This window comes from Amycolatopsis sp. EV170708-02-1 (assembly GCF_022479115.1).
Lineage (GTDB): Bacteria > Actinomycetota > Actinomycetes > Mycobacteriales > Pseudonocardiaceae > Amycolatopsis.
This window is the reverse complement of record NZ_CP092497.1, coordinates 1,184,913-1,200,793: the sequence shown is the minus strand read 5'-3', so window position 1 is coordinate 1,200,793 and position 15,881 is coordinate 1,184,913. Positions and strand designations below refer to the sequence as shown.

General features: G+C 71.3%; 14 protein-coding genes and 2 pseudogenes. 7 read left to right on the top strand and 9 right to left on the bottom strand.

Annotated elements, in window-relative coordinates; all coding sequences use genetic code 11:
* Window positions 1-77: 77 nt before the first annotated feature.
* Entirely contained in the window at window positions 78-911 is an 834-nt protein-coding gene (locus MJQ72_RS05380) for an NAD(P)H-binding protein (protein WP_240598027.1), read from the top strand.
* A gap of 265 nt (window positions 912-1,176) precedes the next feature.
* Here MJQ72_RS05380 and MJQ72_RS05375 read toward each other — a convergent pair whose 3' ends face one another.
* Window positions 1,177-1,947: a hypothetical protein gene (locus MJQ72_RS05375; RefSeq protein ID WP_240598026.1), complete on the bottom strand. Its 771-nt coding sequence runs from the start codon at window positions 1,945-1,947 to the stop codon at window positions 1,177-1,179.
* A 123-nt stretch (window positions 1,948-2,070) separates the two neighbouring features.
* Complete coding sequence (locus tag MJQ72_RS05370; RefSeq protein WP_240598025.1) at window positions 2,071-4,128, bottom strand: PASTA domain-containing protein; 2,058 nt, start codon at window positions 4,126-4,128, stop codon at window positions 2,071-2,073.
* 185 nt (window positions 4,129-4,313) lie between these two features.
* Between MJQ72_RS05370 and MJQ72_RS05365 the strand changes: the two genes are divergently transcribed.
* Window positions 4,314-4,682 carry an Rv2175c family DNA-binding protein gene (locus MJQ72_RS05365; RefSeq protein WP_240598024.1) on the top strand — a complete coding sequence of 123 codons (369 nt, stop codon included), beginning with the start codon at window positions 4,314-4,316 and terminating at the stop codon, window positions 4,680-4,682.
* Here the strand turns inward: MJQ72_RS05365 and MJQ72_RS05360 are convergent.
* A complete protein-coding gene (locus MJQ72_RS05360) occupies window positions 4,651-5,829 on the bottom strand; it encodes an MFS transporter (RefSeq protein ID WP_240598023.1) in 1,179 nt (392 codons plus the stop codon). The two genes, MJQ72_RS05365 and MJQ72_RS05360, sit on opposite strands and share 32 nt — an antisense overlap.
* Window positions 5,830-5,851: 22 nt before the next feature.
* On the opposite strand from MJQ72_RS05360, the gene MJQ72_RS05355 reads away from it, so the two are divergent.
* Window positions 5,852-6,403, top strand: coding sequence for a CGNR zinc finger domain-containing protein (locus tag MJQ72_RS05355; protein WP_240598022.1), 552 nt, complete (start codon window positions 5,852-5,854; stop codon window positions 6,401-6,403).
* Window positions 6,404-6,470: 67 nt separating this feature from the next.
* Here MJQ72_RS05355 and MJQ72_RS05350 read toward each other — a convergent pair whose 3' ends face one another.
* From MJQ72_RS05350 to MJQ72_RS05330, 5 genes and pseudogenes are all read right to left on the bottom strand, one after another.
* Window positions 6,471-7,259 (bottom strand): LLM class F420-dependent oxidoreductase, encoded by a 789-nt coding sequence (locus tag MJQ72_RS05350; protein WP_240598021.1) that lies wholly within the window; start codon window positions 7,257-7,259, stop codon window positions 6,471-6,473.
* Window positions 7,256-8,185: a phytoene/squalene synthase family protein gene (locus tag MJQ72_RS05345; protein ID WP_240598020.1), complete on the bottom strand. Its 930-nt coding sequence runs from the start codon at window positions 8,183-8,185 to the stop codon at window positions 7,256-7,258. The genes MJQ72_RS05350 and MJQ72_RS05345 overlap by 4 nt, the downstream gene beginning before the upstream one ends.
* Window positions 8,182-9,656: pseudogene (gene crtI, locus MJQ72_RS05340) on the bottom strand (phytoene desaturase family protein). The gene MJQ72_RS05345 and the pseudogene crtI overlap by 4 nt, the downstream one beginning before the upstream one ends.
* Entirely contained in the window at window positions 9,656-10,747 is a 1,092-nt protein-coding gene (locus MJQ72_RS05335) for a polyprenyl synthetase family protein (RefSeq protein ID WP_240598019.1), read from the bottom strand. Before MJQ72_RS05335 ends, crtI begins: the two are co-directional and overlap by 1 nt.
* A gap of 68 nt (window positions 10,748-10,815) precedes the next feature.
* Entirely contained in the window at window positions 10,816-11,364 is a 549-nt protein-coding gene (locus MJQ72_RS05330) for a CGNR zinc finger domain-containing protein (protein WP_240598018.1), read from the bottom strand.
* Between the two features lie 47 nt (window positions 11,365-11,411).
* Between MJQ72_RS05330 and MJQ72_RS05325 the strand changes: the two genes are divergently transcribed.
* Together MJQ72_RS05325 and MJQ72_RS05320 are read left to right on the top strand one after the other, a co-directional pair.
* Complete coding sequence (locus MJQ72_RS05325) at window positions 11,412-12,080, top strand: AzlC family ABC transporter permease (RefSeq protein ID WP_240598017.1); 669 nt, start codon at window positions 11,412-11,414, stop codon at window positions 12,078-12,080.
* Window positions 12,077-12,382 carry an AzlD domain-containing protein gene (locus MJQ72_RS05320; RefSeq protein WP_240598016.1) on the top strand — a complete coding sequence of 102 codons (306 nt, stop codon included), beginning with the start codon at window positions 12,077-12,079 and terminating at the stop codon, window positions 12,380-12,382. The genes MJQ72_RS05325 and MJQ72_RS05320 overlap by 4 nt, the downstream gene beginning before the upstream one ends.
* Here the strand turns inward: MJQ72_RS05320 and merB are convergent.
* Window positions 12,379-13,056, bottom strand: a complete 678-nt coding sequence (merB, locus tag MJQ72_RS05315; protein ID WP_240598015.1) for an organomercurial lyase — start codon at window positions 13,054-13,056, stop codon at window positions 12,379-12,381. The genes MJQ72_RS05320 and merB overlap by 4 nt on opposite strands.
* A 136-nt stretch (window positions 13,057-13,192) precedes the next feature.
* Here merB and MJQ72_RS05310 point away from each other — a divergent pair.
* Together MJQ72_RS05310 and MJQ72_RS05305 are read left to right on the top strand one after the other, a co-directional pair.
* Window positions 13,193-14,076, top strand: a pseudogene (locus MJQ72_RS05310) (methylenetetrahydrofolate reductase).
* A gap of 42 nt (window positions 14,077-14,118) precedes the next feature.
* Complete coding sequence (locus MJQ72_RS05305) at window positions 14,119-15,804, top strand: DUF885 domain-containing protein (protein WP_240598014.1); 1,686 nt, start codon at window positions 14,119-14,121, stop codon at window positions 15,802-15,804.
* Window positions 15,805-15,881 lie beyond the last annotated feature (77 nt).

The following is a 15,881-nucleotide window of genomic DNA, read 5'->3' as shown; positions in this document are numbered from 1 at the left end:
TGAAGCTGGATTCTACATTCTCGTATGCGGTACGGTTAATCTTATCCCGTAGGGCGTACGAAAAGGAATGGGGAATCGTGACGATCCTGGTGACCGGTGCGACCGGAAGCGTCGGCAGGCTGCTCGTCGACGAACTGGTGGAGGCCGGGGCGCCGGTGCGGGCGCTGACCGTCAACCCGGCGAAGGCGGCGCTGCCCGAGCAGGTGGAGGTCGCCAAGGGCTACCTGGGCAAGCCGGAGACGCTGCCGGAAGCCCTCGAAGGCATCGAGACCGTGTACCTGGCGCCGCTCGCGGCCAAGGTGGACGACTTCGTGAAGCTGGCGAAGGAGGCCGGAGTGCGCCGCGTGGTGGCGCTGTCGGGCAGCAACGCCGACGACCCGGCGGAGAACTCGAGCGGCGTGGACTACGCGATCATCGAAAAGGCCGTCCAGGCGGCGGGTTTCGACTGGACGTTCCTGCGGCCGGGCGCGTTCATGAACAACACCCTCGGCTGGGCCGAGACGATCAAGGCCGAGCGGGTGGTCCGCGAGGCCTACCCCGAATCCCGGATGACGCCGATCGACCTCGCGGACATCGCCGCCGTCGCGGCGCACGTCATCCTGACCGAGGGACACGTCGGCAAGAAGCACACGCTGAGCGGGCCGACGGCGATCAGCCAGCGCGAACAGGTCGCCGCCATCTCGGCCGCGCTCGGCGAAGAGGTGGTCTTCCAGGAACTCACGAGGGAAGAGGCGAACAAGCAGTGGGCCGCTGCCGGCATCCCGGCGGAGATCGCCGAATGGCTCCTCGACGGCTTCGCGTACTTCACCGAGAACCCCGACAAGCCGACCGGCGTGGTGCAGGAGCTCACCGGACGGCCGGGCGTCACCTACGCGGAGTGGGCGGTGGCGAACGTCGAAGCGTTCCGCTGATCTTTCGGCCTCGTGAGTGGTAGGGACGGTTAGAGGCAAGGGTGTCTTAAGTTCCTACACGGAGCGTGGCTGAGGCTGATCCCACCTGCGTCAGGAGGGACTAGCGGAGTGGTGTGGGCTGAAGGCTCCCTTCACCGAGTCTGATGCGACGAAAGGAGCCTTCGCCCCCCCGCCGGTCGGCTACGGGGAGCGCCGGTTCGGTCGCAGGTACCGCCTCGTGAGTGGTAAGGACGGTTCTAACCGTCCTTACCACTCACGAGGGGTTTCAGCGGGCTCGGCGGGGGAGACGGGTCGGCAGCGGAGCGCCCTTTCGCGGCTGGTCCGCGGCCTCGGCGGGCGGGGACGATCGCTGCGGCTGGGGCAGGGGTGGCGAGGCCTGAGCGGGCCAGGCCGGGGTGATCATCGCCTGCGCCCCGACCCGGCGGACGGGCAGCCCGTGCGACTCCCGGGCGGGCAGGCCGGGCCAGATCTCGCCCGCCTCCTTGGCGGCGTCGCGGATGGCGGTGCCGTCGAGCGAGGTGCGCGACTCCTCGATGTCGCGATCGAGCCACTGGACGATGAACTCCAGCGGCCCGTCGGGCGGCAGCGGCCACAGGAAGATCTCGTGGTCGACGTGGAACGCCGAGCCGCCCAGACCCTGCGCGCGCAGCACCGGCTGATCCGGTTTGGTGGCCGACGGCACGGAGATGGTCTCCGAACTGGCCCGCCTGCCGTCGGGGAACAGCACCCCGACCAGCAGCGCGTTGTAGTCCGGGACGCGGCGGTGATCGATCAGGCCTTCGCCGGGTTCGTCGAGCAGGAGATCCCGCGAGTACACCGACAGCTGGAACGACACCGACTCCGGCCACACCTCGATGCCACGCAGCGCCACGATGGTCCGTTCGGCCCGGCCCAGCGGCATCGACCAGGGAAGGATCGCCGGGACGATGTACTCGTGCGGCGTCTCCACCCAGGGACGGCCGTTGTAGCCGAACAGCTCCTGTTCCGGCACCGGGAACAGGGGCCGGCTGCGCGGACCGTCCGTGAAGAAGCTCATCGCGGCGTGGCGGGACGCGGGGTGAAGCTGTCCGACCTGCCGTTCACGCCGTCGACGACCACCATGCGCTCACGGTAGCCGATGACCACGCCGGTACTGAACGGTTTCACCGCACCTTTCGCGTCACCCGAAGCCCTTGATCTTCACCTTCGTGCCCTTCGGCACCTTGGTGCCCGGCTGCGGATCCTGCTCCAGGACGAAGTCGAAACCACCGTTTCCGCCGCCGTGACCGTTCCCGTTTCCGCGACCCTGACGGTCCGGCTCCAGACCCGCCTGTTTCAGGATCTGGATCGCCTCCTCCATCCGTTTGAAGGTCACGTTCGGTACTTCGACGGCGTTCGAAACGAACACGCCGATCCGGCGGTTGCTCGCCTTGCCGCCGCCCTTCGGGTCGGTGCGGATCACCTGACCGGCGGCGAACTGGTCGGAGAACTCCTCGCCCGCCTGGAACGGCTGGAAGCCGGCCTGCTGCAGGATCTGGAACGCCGCCTCCTTGCTCTGGCCCGTGACGTCCGGCACCGGCGGCAGCGGCTCGGGGCCCTTCGACAGGATGATCGTGACCTGCCCGCCGATGTTCAGCTGCGAACCGGGGCTCGGGTCGACGCGGACCACCTTGTTCTTGGCGACGTCGCTGTACTCCTGCTCGCCCTGGACCGGGGTCAGCTGCGCTGCCTTGATCGCCGTCTCCGCGTCCTGCTGGCTCGTCCCGGCCTGGATGTCCGGCACGATCGGACGGCCCTTCGACAGCACGACGTTGACCGTGGCGCCCGGCGCGAGCGACGTGCCCTCCGCCGGGTCGGAGCGGATCACCGTGTGCTGGGCGGCGGTGTCGCTGTACTCCTCGGTGTAGGCCGGGGTCAGCTTCGCCGACCGGAGCGCGTCGCCGGCGGCGGCCTGGTTCATCCCGGCCAGCTTCGGCACCGACGACGACGTCGGGCCGGAGTCGTTGAGGATGAAGGCGAACGCGCCGATCAGCCCGCCGAGGACCAGAACAGCGGCCGCGATCATCAGGTAGAGACGTTTGCGCGACGCCGGCTGCTCGTCGTCCGCCGCCGGTTTGGGCCGCGGGGGAGGCGTGCGGGGCGGCTGCGCGGCGGGGATCTGCGGCTCGCGGTGCAGCGCCTGCGTTCCGCGCGGCCCGGTGACCGGCAGGGTCGCCTCGGCGACCGGGGGCAGCACGGTCGTGGCGGCGGCGGCCGGGGCCACCGCGGGAACGGCGGGGATACCGGGAGTGGTGCGCTCGGCGTCGGTCTCCCGGTCGGCGTCGGCGGGCAACGGCACGGGCACCGGGACCGCCGGGACACCGAGGACGGTGCGCAGGTGGTTCAGCTCGGCGAGGAACGCCGCGGCGTCGGCCGGGCGCTGCTCGGGGTCGCGGCGCGTGGCGCGCAGGATCAGCTCGTCCAGCTGCGGCGGGATCCCCGGGCGCAGCTCGCTCGGGCGCGGGACGTCGTCGTTGACGTGCCGGTACGCCACCGAGAGCGCGGTGTCGCCGGTGTACGGCGGGCGTCCGGTGAGCATCTCGTACAGCAGGATCCCGGCCGAGTAGACGTCGCCACGCGAGGTGGTCGCGCCGGTCGCGACCTGCTCGGGCGAGACGTAGGCGACGGTGCCGAGGATGACGCTCGAACTCGTGGTGCCCGCACTCGCGACCGCGCGGACCAGCCCGAAGTCGCCGACCTTGACCACGCCGCCCGAAAGCGCGGTCCCGCCGCGGCCGATGAGGACGTTCTCCGGTTTGACGTCGCGGTGCACCAGACCGGCGGCGTGCGCCGCGGCCAGTGCCGAAAGGACCGGTTCGGTGATGCTCAGCGCGAGCGCGACGTCCAGGGGACCGCGTTCGGCGAGCAGTTCGCGCAGGGTTCCGCCGTCGACGAGCTCCATCACCAGGAACGCGCGGCCGGACTCCTCGCCGCCGGGGGTGTCGAAGCCCTGGTCGTGCACCGCCACCACGTGCGGGTGGTGCAGCCGGGCCGCCGAACGGGCTTCCCGTTCGAAGCGTTCGACGAAGGACCTGTCGTCGGCGAACCGCGGGTCCATGATCTTGATGGCGACCTGGCGGTCCAGGCGGGTGTCGACGCCGCGGTACACCGACGACATCCCACCGCGTGCGAGCAGCTTGTCCACCCGGTAGCGGCCCTCGAGCAGAGTGCCCACCAGCGTGGGGTCCGTGCGTGTCACGGCTATGGATCGTACGGAAGTACCCATGTTCTGGTGTACGGGACCTGGGTCGCCGGGGATCACGATTCTCGCCATTTCGTCGAATCGGCGGTATCCGTGACCGGTTCGGCACGCTCCGTCATCGCCCGAGTCGTCACCCATGCGCACTAACGGAGCGGGAGACGGAATGTGGCACAGTGTCACCTGTGAGTGGTATTCCCGTCGCCGACGACGTTCTCGATGCCGATGTGGCCGTTCTCCCGCTTCCGGAGGTCGCGACCGCGCTGAACGTTTCGGCCAACAAGGTCCGCCAGATGCTGCGCGACGGCCACCTGATCGCCGTCCGGCGCAAGGGCGAGCTGTACGTCCCTGTCGCGTTCCTCGTGAAGGACGGCGTGGTCAAGGGCCTGGCGGGCACCATCACCGTGCTCGCGGATTCCGGGTTCAGCCGGACGGAGATGCTGCGCTGGCTCTTCGCCGAGGACGAGACCCTGCCCGGGACCACCCCGGTCAACGCGCTCCGCACCAGCCACGGCACCGAGGTCAAGCGGCGCGCGCAGGCGATGGCGTTCTAGCCCGCCCGGGCGTTCTGACCAGTACATACGTCGCGGCCGCGAGGAGCTGGCAGCCCGCCGCCGCCCCCAGCGCGGCGGTTACGGAGAGTGCGCTCAACGGTCCCGCGACCGCGGCTCCGGCCGCGAGCCCGGTGATTTTCACGCTCGCCGCCGTCGTGAAAACCTGTGCCCGCACCGCCGTGGGCGCTTCCCGATGCCGGATGGCGAACAGCGCCGAAAGCTGCGGCCCCTCGGCGAATCCGGCGAGCACGGCGGCTGCCAGCAGGGGCACCACGTCGTGGCCTGCCGCCGCGAGCAGGAAGCTCGCGCCCAGCAGGACCGTACTGGCGAGCACGGTGCGATCCGGCGGCGGTGGCCTGCGGGCCAGCACGGCGTTCGCGACCAGTGACGCGGCGGCCAGCACGGTGAGCAGGAGCGCGCCGAATCCCGGATTCCCCAGCCGTTGGGCGCCGAGCAGCGGATAGCAGACCACGGCGATCCCGATGCCGACGAAGGACACCGTGGACGTCGCGGTGGCCCGCAGCAGCGCGCGATTGCGGAAGAGGACCGCGAACCCGTCGGCGAGCTGACGGCGGATCGGTCTCGTCGGCTTCGCGTCGGTGGCGGGTAGCGACCACGCGGCGGGGAAGGCCGCCGCGACCAGCGTGATCGCGAGCGCCACGGCAGCCGGGGCGCCGGCGTACGCGGCCACGAGCCCGGCGAGTCCCGGCCCGGCGAGGCTCGCGGCGGTGAATGTCATCGCGTCCAGCGTGCTCGCCCGCTCCAGCGGTATCGCGCCGCGGACGTGCGGCAGCTGCGCCGTCCACCCGCCGGCCAACGCGGGGTTGAGCAGCCCGGCCGCGACGGCCACCACGATCGCCGCCGGGAGTCCGACCAGCGCGAGTACCGCGCCGAGCCCGCCCGCGTACGCGAGCAGTGCCCACGCCAGCAGCCGTCCCGGCCGGGGACTGCGGTCGAGCAGGGCCCCGAGCAGCGGCCCGCCCGCCGCCGCGGAGATCGTCAGGCCCGCGAGCAGCGCGGATCCGGTGGCGGCCGAGCCGTCGACGCCCATACTGAGCAGGAGCAACGCCGGTCCGGACAGCTCGTCGCCGGTCCTGGCGACCGTCGCGCCGGTCAGGTAGGCGGCGAGCCTGTAACGGCTTCTCATGAGCGAGACGTTACAGTGGGATATGACTTCAGCGCAGCGGGATTTCCTGCCCGGCCGGTCGGCGCGGGCGGCGGCGCAGCGGGCGGTCGATCTGCTGGAGGTCCTGCTCGCGCCGGAACCCTCGGTCGCGTCGGTTCGTGCGGTGCTGGAAGCGCACGGCGAAACCTCGGTCGAGCTGGCGCCTTCGGACGTGGCGTCGCTGCGCGAGGCGGCCGTCCAGCTGCGGGAGGTGTTCGCGGCGCGGGATGCCGCGGAAGCGGCCGGCGTGCTCAACCGGCTGCTGGCCCGCTACGCGCATCCGCCGCGGCTGACCGATCACGCCGACGGGTTCGGCTGGCATCTGCACGTGGACGCCGACGACGACGGGCCGTGGGGCGCGTGGCTGGTGACGTCGTCCGCGCTGGCGCTGGCGGTGCTGCTCGCGGACCGTCAGGCGCCGCCGGGCGGGTTGTGTGCCGCGTCGGGGTGCGGGAAGCCGTTCGCGCACCTGGGCGGGGGAAGCCCTCGCCGGTACTGCTCGACGCGGTGCGCTACTCGGGAGCGGGTGGCGGCGCACCGGCGGCAGCGTTCGTAAGCGGTAACGCTCGTGAGTGGTAAGGACGGTTAGAACCGTCCTTACCACTCACGAGGCCCCGAGCGGATCAGGACTGCTGCTTGTCCCGCCAAGCGATCCAGGAGCGCAGCTTGTCCAGGTTGTAGTCCGGCCCGCCGGTCGCCACGGTGAACAGCGAGACACCGTGCTCCAGCAGCTTCGGGCCCAGCTCCTCGGGCTCGCCCTCGACGGCGACCGAACGCTCGATCTCCTTCGGGTCGCGCCCGACGTCGGCGCAGTGCTGGTCGAGGATCTTGACCTTGCGCTCCACGACCTCCGGGTCGCCGAAGCCGTGCCAGATGTCGGCGTGCTTCGCCACCAGGCGCAGGGTCTTCTTCTCGCCGCCGCCGCCGATCAGCACCGGGATGTCCCGGACCGGCTGCGGGTTCAGCTTGCCGAGCCTGCTCTCGATCCGCGGGAGCGCCTCCGCGAGGTTGTCGAGCCGTCCGCCCGCGGTGCCGAACTCGTAGCCGTACTCGTCGTAGTCCTTCTCGAACCAGCCGGAGCCGATGCCGAGGATCAGCCGTCCGTCGGAGATGTTGTCGACGGTGCGGGCCATATCCGCCAGCAGTTCGGGATTGCGGTAGCTGTTGCACGTCACCAGCGCGCCGATCTCGACCCGCGACGTCGACTCCGCCCAGGCGCCCAGCATGGTCCAGCACTCGTAGTGCAGGCCCTCGGGCTCGCCGTAGAGCGGGTAGAAGTGGTCCCAGTTGAAGACGATGTCCACCCCGAGGTCTTCGGCCTCCGAAGCCGCCCGGCGGATCGCCTTGTATTCGGCGTGCTGGGGCTGCAGCTGGACGCCGATCCTGATCTTCCTGTTCGCAGCAGTGGTCATGTTCGCACCCTAAGCCTGGAGTTGCTCCACGTGCTCGCCAGCAGCCTCGGCAGAGCGACACCCAGCCGACGACGGCGGGGGACGACCGCGCGGGTGTTCAACACGTCGTATCCGAGGGCCTCGATCTCGTCGAGGATGCCTTCGTAGAGCGCGAGCGCGGTCCGCACGCAGTCGCGGGATTCCGCGCGCAGCAACGGGATTCCCGCTTCGGCGCGGCGGTAGACGGCCCGGTTGCGCGCCACCGCGACGGCGAGCGCGCGCCGCACCCGCCGGTCGGGCAGGCCGCGGGCGCGGGAGAATTCGAGCAGCTCACGGTCGACGCCGAACGCGGCCAGTTCCTCGGCCGGCAGGTACAGCCGTCCCCGGTCGAGATCCTCGCCGACGTCACGCAGGAAGTTGGTCAGCTGGAACGCCTCGCCCAGCGCGGTGGCGCCGGGCACGGCTTCCGCGAGCGGGACGACGGTGCCGAAGACGGGCAGCATCTGCAGGCCGATCACCTCGGCCGAGCCGTGGATGTACTCGCCGAGGTCGGCGTAGGTCGCGTACTCGGTGATCTTGAGGTCCATCGCCATGGACCGCAGGAACGCGTCGAACAGGTCGCGGTCGAGATCGTGGCGCCGCACGGTGTCGGCGAGGGCTGTCAGTACCGGATCGGCGGGTGTGCCGCCGTCGAAGACCCGCGCGACCATGACGGCGACCTCGTCGAGCGCGACCGCCGGATCGGTGCCGGGCGCGGGATTGTCGACCACTTCGTCCGCCATCCGCGCGAAGCCGTACAGCGCGTGCGCGAACGGCCTCGTCCGCGGCGGCAGCAGCCGGGTCGCGAGGAAGAAGGTGCGGCCGTAGTGCGCGTTGATGCGCCGGCATTCGGTGTACGCGGCCCGCAACGCCGGTTCGGTGATGCCCGCGGCGTCGAGTTCGCTCATCGGCCGGTGACCCTTCCCGCCGCGAGCCTGCCGGAGATCACCACCGGCGGGATACCGACGCCCGGCGTCGTCCCGCAGCCGGCCAGTACGACGTTGTCCACCGCCCGCATCAGGTTCCCCGGCCGGAACGGGCCGGTCTGGGCGAAGGTGTGCGCGAGCGAGAACGGGGTGCCCGCGGTGAGCCCGCGTTCCGCCCAGCCCGCCGGGGTGATCGTCTCGTCGACGGAGAAATCGTCCGCGAAGCCGGTGAGGCCGCGGGTTTCCAGTGTGCGCAGGAGTTCCGTGCGGTACGCGGGCCCGACCCGGTCCCAGTCGATCTTGCCGCGGCCGAGGTTCGGCGCCGGGGCCAGTACCGAGATCACCTGGTCGCCGCCGGGGCGAGGGCGGGCTCGGTCGCCGTCGGCCGGGTCACCAGCAGCGACGGATCGCTCATCAGCTTGCCTTCGCGGATGATCTCCGAGAACGTCTTCTCCCAGGCGTGGCCGAAGAAGATGGTGTGGTGGCCCAGATCCGGCCACGATTTCGGCGCGTGCCCGTGCAACACGACGGCCGACGGCGAGTACCGCAGCGGAAGCGGCCGCCGGGGACGGGCGCCGAGCAGCCGGTACGCGGTGCCGAGCTCGGTCGCGAGAACCACCGTGTCGCAAGGGATCCGCTCACCGGTGCGGGTCCGCACCGCGCGCACCCGCGAGGAAACCCTTTCCAGCCAAGCTGCTTCGGTGCCGAAGCGCAGCTCCGCGCCGGAGCGTTCGGCCGCGTTCGCCATCGCCCGCGCGATCGCGCCCATCCCGCCCGACGGGTAGTAGACCCCGCCGACGGTGTCCATGTAGGAGATGACGCCGTACGCGCCGATCGCGCGCGCCGGGTCGAGTCCCGCGTAGAGCGCCTGGAAGGAGAACAGGCGACGCACCCGGTCGTCGCGCAGGAACCCGCCGATCTTCGGGCCGAGCCGTCCGAAACCGCCCAGTGCGGCCAATTTCGCCAGTTCCGGGCGCACGAGATCGAGCGGCGAGTCGAAGTTCGCGCCGATGAAATGGTCCTTCTGCACCGCGTACAGCTCGGTCAGCCAGCGCCGCAGCCGCCGATAGCCCTCGGCCTCGGCCGGACCGGCGGCTTCGCGGATCTCGGCCTCCATCGCCGCCGCCTCGGTGTGCACGGCGATCGTGCTCCCGTCGGCGAACCTCGCGCGGTAGGCCGGGTCGAGCCGCGTCAGCGTCAGGTTGTCCGCCAGCGATTCGCCGACCGCGGAAAAGGCCTCGTCGAGCAGCTCCGGCATGGTCAGGACGCTGGCGCCGGTGTCGACGGTGTTGCCGCCGAAATCCGCCTGCCCGGCCCGCCCGCCGGGGCTCTTGTCCTGCTCCAGCAGCGTCACCCGGCGTCCGGCGCCGAGCAGGTGCAGCGTCGCCGACAGCCCGGCGAGCCCGCCACCGATCACCACCACGTGGTCACTCGGACCGGTGACAGTGCGCATCAGTACGTCCGCTGGGTCGCCTTGACGACCAGCCCGGTCAGCGCGGCGGGGGCGGGTTCGGCCAGGTGGGCGCGGTCCAGCGCGGCCATCGCGGAGTCGGTGAGCTCGTCGATACGGCGTTCCACCGCGTCGACGGCGCCCACGTCCTGCAGCGCCTCACGCACGGTCTCGACGGCGTCTTCGGACAGGTGCGCGTCGCCGATGGCGTCGGAGATGACCTTCGCCGCCGCGTCCTTGCCCTGTTCGGCCGCGCGCTGGAGACCCAGCGCGACCAGCAGCGTCCGCTTGCCCTCACGCAGGTCGTCGCCCGCGGGTTTGCCGGTGACCGACGGGTCGCCGAACACGCCGAGCAGGTCGTCCCGCAGCTGGAACGCCACGCCGACCTCGTCGCCGAACTCGCGCAGCGTCGCGATCAGCGCCTCGTCGGCACCGCCGAGCGCGGCACCGAGGTGCAGCGGGCGCTGGACGGTGTACGCGGCCGTCTTGAGCTTGCAGATGTGCAGCGCCGCCTCGGGGGAGGCGTCGCCGGTGGCCTGGGTGCGGACGTCGAGGTACTGGCCGGCGAGCACCTCGGTGCGCATCGCGCGCCACGCCGGCCGCGCCGCCGCGAGGGCCGCGGGCGGGAGCGGGGCCTCGCCGAACATGTCGTCGGCCCAGGCCAGCGCGAGGTCGCCGACCAGGACGGCGGTCGCGAGCCCGAACGTGCTCGGCGAACCCAGCCAGCCGCTGTCGGCGTGCAGCTTCGCGCCCGCGATGTGCACCGTCGGCGAACCGCGGCGCGAATCGGAGGAGTCGATGAGGTCGTCGTGGATCAGCGCGCACGCCTGGATCAACTCCAGGCTCGCCACTGCCTGCAGCACGCCTTCGACGTCCGGCCCCGCCGGATCGCCGCCCGCGCCGCGCCAGCCCCACCAGGCGAACGTCGGGCGCAGGCGTTTGCCGCCGCCCAGTACGAATCCGGCCAGCGCGTCGATCCCGGCCCCGACCGTCGGCTCGGTGCGGCGGATTTCGGCACCGGCGCGCTCGAGGAATCCGGCCAGCGCCCGCTCGACGTGGGCGGGCAGATCGGCGTCGTAGGCGGACGTGTCCATGAGCACATCCTCCGGGAAGGACGTCGTCGTGACCCAGTCGGGTGCCTTCGAATGTGGCGAAAGAGACGTCAGCCGCGGGTCTTGTCGTAGTGCCGCTTCGCCCGCGCCCGGTTCCCGCAGTCCGACGAACTGCACCAGCGCCGCGACCGGTTGCGCGTGTGATCGGTGAAGACCCAGCCGCATCCCGGTCCCTCGCACTCCCGGATCCGTTCCAGCTCGCCGGACCGGAGCAGGTCTTCGGCCGCCAGCGCGAGGAAGTGCGGCAACGCGGCGTCGTCCACCAACGGCACCTGCCACCGCAGCGGCAGGGACGGCGTGAGTTCGGCGTGCCGGTACGCCGCCAGCAGCGGCTTGCGCAACGCCGTGACGTCCGGCGGATCCGACACCAGCACGCGATACAGCGTCTCGCGAAAGTCCTTGACCGCCTCCAGGACGGCTTCGGAGACCTCCAGCCGTTCGGTGCCCGCGCCGACCAGGACGACCCACTCGGACAGCCGTGCCGGAGCCGAAAGCCGGTCTTCCCGCCGGGCCGGATCGCGCCGCCAGGAAACGGTGTTGACCAGGTCCAACGGCACGCTCCCGCCGATGCTGTCGTACCCGTCCCAGTGGCCGTCCACGAATCCTCCTAATGGTCAAAAGCAGTTTAGCTTGTTAGGGTCTGGCTATGACAACGCTCCGGCGCAGCTACCTGGCCGGCGCCCGTGTCGGGCTCGGACTGGGCGTCGCGACCTTCGTCCTCGGCGTCACCTTCGGCGCGTACAGCCAGACCCTCGGCTGGGGGATCGCCGCCCCGATCGTCGCTTCGCTCGTCGTGTTCTCCGGCTCCGCCCAGTTCGCGATGGCCACCGCGCTCGCGGGCGGCGGCAATCTCGCCGTCGCGGTCGGCGCGGCGGCCCTGATCAACGCCCGGTTCCTGCCGATGGGCGCCGCCGTCGCCTCGGATCTGCGCGGCGGACGCCTGCGCCGCGCCTGGGAGGGCCAGGCCGTCGTCGACGGTTCGTGGGTGGCCGCCCACCTCGGCGAAGGGCGGTTCGATCGCGAGAAACTCATCGGCTGCACGCTCGTCCAGCTGCCCGCGTGGGTGCTGGGGACGGTGCTCGGGGTCCTGGCCGCGCCGCCGCCGGACGTCGTCTCCCGGTTCGGGCTCGACGTCGTGTTCCCCGGCTTCTTCCTGGTCCTGCTCATCGACGAACTGCGCCGTTCGCGCCAGGCGGCGCTGACCGCGGCCCTCGCCGCCTGCCTCGCCGGGATCCTGGTGCTGTTCGTCCCCGTCGGGCTCGCGCTGATCGGCGCTTCGGCCGCCGCGCTGCTCGGGCTGGGGGCGCGGCGATGACGCTCTGGCTCGCGATCGTCGCCGTCGCGCTGGTCAGCATCGGATTCAAGGCGGCGGGGCCGGTCCTGCTCGGCGACCGGACGCTGCCGCCGCGGCTCGCGGGGGTCATCGCGCTGCTCGCGCCCGCGCTGCTGGCCGGGCTCGTGCTCACGGACGTGACCGGTCCGGCCTGGTCCGGGCTCGACTGGACGCTCTGCGCCGGTCTGGCCGCGATCGCGGTGACCTACGCGCTGCGCGTGCCGGTGCTCGCCGCGATCCTCTGCGGGGTCGTCGTCACGGCCGCGCTGCGGTTCCTCCTCTAGCTCCAGAACGGTCCGCTCAGCCCGGCTTGGGCGAAGTACGCGGCCGCGGCGGCCGGGTCCCGGCGGGTGTAGCCGTGGTCGAGCCTGCCGTCGTACCAGCCGGCCGCGAGCCGCCACAGTGTCGCCAGATCCATGACGTAACCCTTGTCCTGCCCCGTTTCCGCCAGCCATTCGTCCACACAGGACTCATCGCAGAACAGCCGCTGGTTGGCGCAGGTGTGCACGACGTCGTCCCACATCCGCGCCACCGGGACGAGGAAATGCGCGACCAGCCCGCCCTTCGGCGGTGTCCGGTCGTTCACCATCAGCGCCTGTGGTTCGCCGCAGCAGCGGCAGCGGGTGGACACCAGCACCTCGGGCTCGGCCTTCACCAGATGCGGGATCGCGAACGCATCCCACGCGCAGCCGCCCCACCACAACGTGCGCTCGCCCATCACGGAGAAGCCGAGCGGGATCGCCGCGAACGGATGCGCCAGCACGACGTGCTCGCATTCGTCGAGCACGAGATGCCGCCGCTCCGCGAGCCGGTGCAGTGCCTGTTTCGCCACCGCGAGTGATCCGTGGGCGGCGTCGGCCAGTTCGGGCGCCGTCGGCGGCCTCCCGTGCTCGGCGAACGCGCGGTAGACCGCGACGCGGACGTCCTCATCCCAGCTGGTGTCGGTCTCGGCGCTCATGGCGGCTCCCTGTGCTCACCACCGAGTCTCCCCAGGCGGGCTCCGCTCGGCAACCGCTCGTACGTGGTTCAAATCGCACGCCCATAGCCTGAGAGGGGGCTCCCAGCCAGCGGACATTCCCCCCTAACATGACCGTATGACGTCGGTGGTCGAGCGGTTGCAGGGTGATGGACCCGTGTTCTCCATCGAGTTCTTCCCGCCCCGGGACGCGGCCGACGAGGCCGTGCTGTGGAAGTCGATCCGGGAACTCGAGCCGCTGGACCCGGCGTACATGTCGATCACCTACGGCGCTGGCGGCTCCAGCCGGGACGGCACGATCCGCAGCATCGCCCGCGTCGCGACCGAAACCACGCTGGTGCCGATGGCGCACCTCACCGCCGTGAACCACTCGGTCGCGGAACTGCGCAACGTCATCGGCTGGTACGCCGCCGTCGGCGTGCGGAACATCCTCGCGCTGCGGGGGACCCGCCGGGCGACGTCTACGGCGACTGGGTCCCGCATCCGGACGGGCTGAACTACGCCGAGGAACTCGTCGAACTGGTGCGTTCGCTCGGCGACTTCTGCGTCGGCGTCTCGGCCTTCCCGTACGGCCACCCGCGCTCGGCGAACCTCGAAGCCGACACCGAGTACCTCGTGCGCAAGCTGCGCGCGGGCGCGGATTTCGCGATCGCGCAGCTGTTCTTCGAGCCGGAGGACTTCCTGCGCCTGCGTGACCGGGTGGCGGCCACCGGCTGTGAGGCACTGGTCATCCCCGGCATCATGCCGCTGACCACGCCGCGGACGCTGCACACGTCCATCAAGCTGTCCGGCGCGCCCGCGCCGCGGCGGCTGCTGGACCGGCTCGAGCCGCTGGCGGGCGACCCGAAGGCCTTCCGAGCCGAAGGTATCGACGCGGTGACCGAGCTGTGCGAGCGGCTCATCGCCGAAGGCGTGCCGGACCTGCACTTTTACACGTTCAACCGGTCCAAGGCCACGCGTGAGGTGGTCAACCGGCTCGGGCTGGTCCCGGCCCGCGCGTAACTCCGTACCGAAGTCGCCCCCGGTCCCGGTAGCGTGCCGGGCATGGCTTCGACCGCGCAAAGTGTGCACCAGATCTGTGACCGGTACGTCGACGAGTACGCCGCGGCCGACCCGGTCGCCGCGACGACGTTCGGTATCTCCGGATACGACGACCAGCTGACCGACTACTCGCCCGCCGGGCACGCGGCCAGGGCCGCGATCGCCCGGCGCGCGCTGGCCGAGATCGCCGAGGCGGAGCCGGTCGACGACGGCGAACGCGCGGCCAAGGCGGTGTTCAGCGAGCGGATCGCGCTGAACCTCGAGATCCACGAAGCCGGTCTCGACCTCGCGGTGCTGAACGTGATCGAAAGCCCCGTGCAGGAACTGCGCATGGTCTTCGACTACATGCCCACCGACACCGCGGAGGACTGGGCGACGATCGCCGCCCGCATGGCGCGGGTGCCCGAATCGCTCGACGGTCTCCGCGCCTCGCTGCTCGCCGCCGCGGCCGCGGGCCGGGTGGCGGCGCTGCGGCAGGTCGGCAAGGTCGCCGAACAGGCCGAGACCTGGGCCGGCCTGAAGGACGAGACCGGTTTCTTCGAGACCCTCGCCTCGGGCGCGAAGGACATCGACGACAAGCTCCGCGCCGAACTCGGCCAGGCCGCGCACGCCGCTCAGGAGGCGTACGCGGAGTTCGCCGGGTTCCTCCGCGCCGAGCTCGCCCCGCTGGCGCCGGTCAAGGACGCCGTCGGCGCCGAGGTGTACAAGCTGTGGTCCCGGGTGTTCACCGGCGCCACCCTCGACCTGGACGAGGCCTACGCCTGGGGCTGGGCCGAATTCACCCGTATCGAGACCGAGATGCGCGAGGTCGCCGGCCGGATCAAGCCCGGCGCCACCCTCGCCGAGGCGGCCGCCGCCCTCGACGCCGACCCCAAGTACGTCGTCCGCGGTCGCGCGGAATTCCAGGCCTGGATGCAGAACCTGTCCGACAACGCACTGAAGTCGTTGCGCGGCAAGCACTTCGACATCTCCGACCGGGTGATGGCGCTGGAGTGCAAGATCGCCCCGCCCGGGGGCACCGTCGGCGCGTACTACACCGGCCCGAGCGAGGACTTCTCCCGCCCCGGCCGCATGTGGTGGTCGCTGCCGCAGGGCCGGGACGAGTTCACCACCTGGCGCGAGGTCAGCACGGTCTACCACGAGGGCGCGCCGGGTCACCACCTGCAGATCGCGACCGCGGTGGACCAGTCGGAATCGCTCAACAAGTACCAGCGGCTGCTCGCGTTCACCTCCGGGCACGCGGAGGGCTGGGCGCTGTACTCCGAGCGGCTCATGGAGGACCTCGGCTTCCTCGCCGACGACGGCGAACTGTTCGGCATGCTGTCCGAGCAGCTGTTCCGCGCCGCGCGCGTGATCGTCGACATCGGCATGCACCTGGAACTGGAGATCCCGGCGGGCACCGGTTTCCACGAGGGCGAGCGGTGGACGCCCGAGCTGGGCCTGGAGTTCATGCTCACCCGGACCGTCACCGACCCGGCCCACGTGCACGACGAGATCGACCGCTACCTGGGCTGGCCGGGACAGGCGCCGTCGTACAAGCTCGGCGAACGGCTCTGGCTCACCGCCCGCGAGGAGGCCCGCGCGCGGCAGGGCGACGCGTTCGACATCAAGCAGTTCCACACGCGGGCGCTGGCGCTGGGCGGGATGGGGCTGGACACGCTGCGGGAGATGCTGGCCGCGCTCGACTGAGCCGAAGGACGCTTTCCCCGCATAAGACGAGGCGAAGGGCGCTTTCCCCGCATCACACGCGGGGAAAGCGTCCTTCA

Excerpts from the sequence above, each read along its gene's own strand:
- MJQ72_RS05375 (WP_240598026.1), bottom strand. The coding sequence starts at position 1,947 with ATGAGCTTCTTCACGGACGGTCCGCGCAGCCGGCCCCTGTTCCCGGTG.
- MJQ72_RS05360 (WP_240598023.1), bottom strand. The coding sequence starts at position 5,829 with ATGAGAAGCCGTTACAGGCTCGCCGCCTACCTGACCGGCGCGACGGTC.
- MJQ72_RS05355 (WP_240598022.1), top strand. The coding sequence starts at position 5,852 with ATGACTTCAGCGCAGCGGGATTTCCTGCCCGGCCGGTCGGCGCGGGCG.
- MJQ72_RS05350 (WP_240598021.1), bottom strand. The coding sequence starts at position 7,259 with ATGACCACTGCTGCGAACAGGAAGATCAGGATCGGCGTCCAGCTGCAG.
- MJQ72_RS05345 (WP_240598020.1), bottom strand. The coding sequence starts at position 8,185 with ATGAGCGAACTCGACGCCGCGGGCATCACCGAACCGGCGTTGCGGGCC.
- MJQ72_RS05335 (WP_240598019.1), bottom strand. The coding sequence starts at position 10,747 with ATGGACACGTCCGCCTACGACGCCGATCTGCCCGCCCACGTCGAGCGG.
- MJQ72_RS05325 (WP_240598017.1), top strand. The coding sequence starts at position 11,412 with ATGACAACGCTCCGGCGCAGCTACCTGGCCGGCGCCCGTGTCGGGCTC.
- MJQ72_RS05320 (WP_240598016.1), top strand. The coding sequence starts at position 12,077 with ATGACGCTCTGGCTCGCGATCGTCGCCGTCGCGCTGGTCAGCATCGGA.
- merB (WP_240598015.1), bottom strand. The coding sequence starts at position 13,056 with ATGAGCGCCGAGACCGACACCAGCTGGGATGAGGACGTCCGCGTCGCG.
- MJQ72_RS05305 (WP_240598014.1), top strand. The coding sequence starts at position 14,119 with ATGGCTTCGACCGCGCAAAGTGTGCACCAGATCTGTGACCGGTACGTC.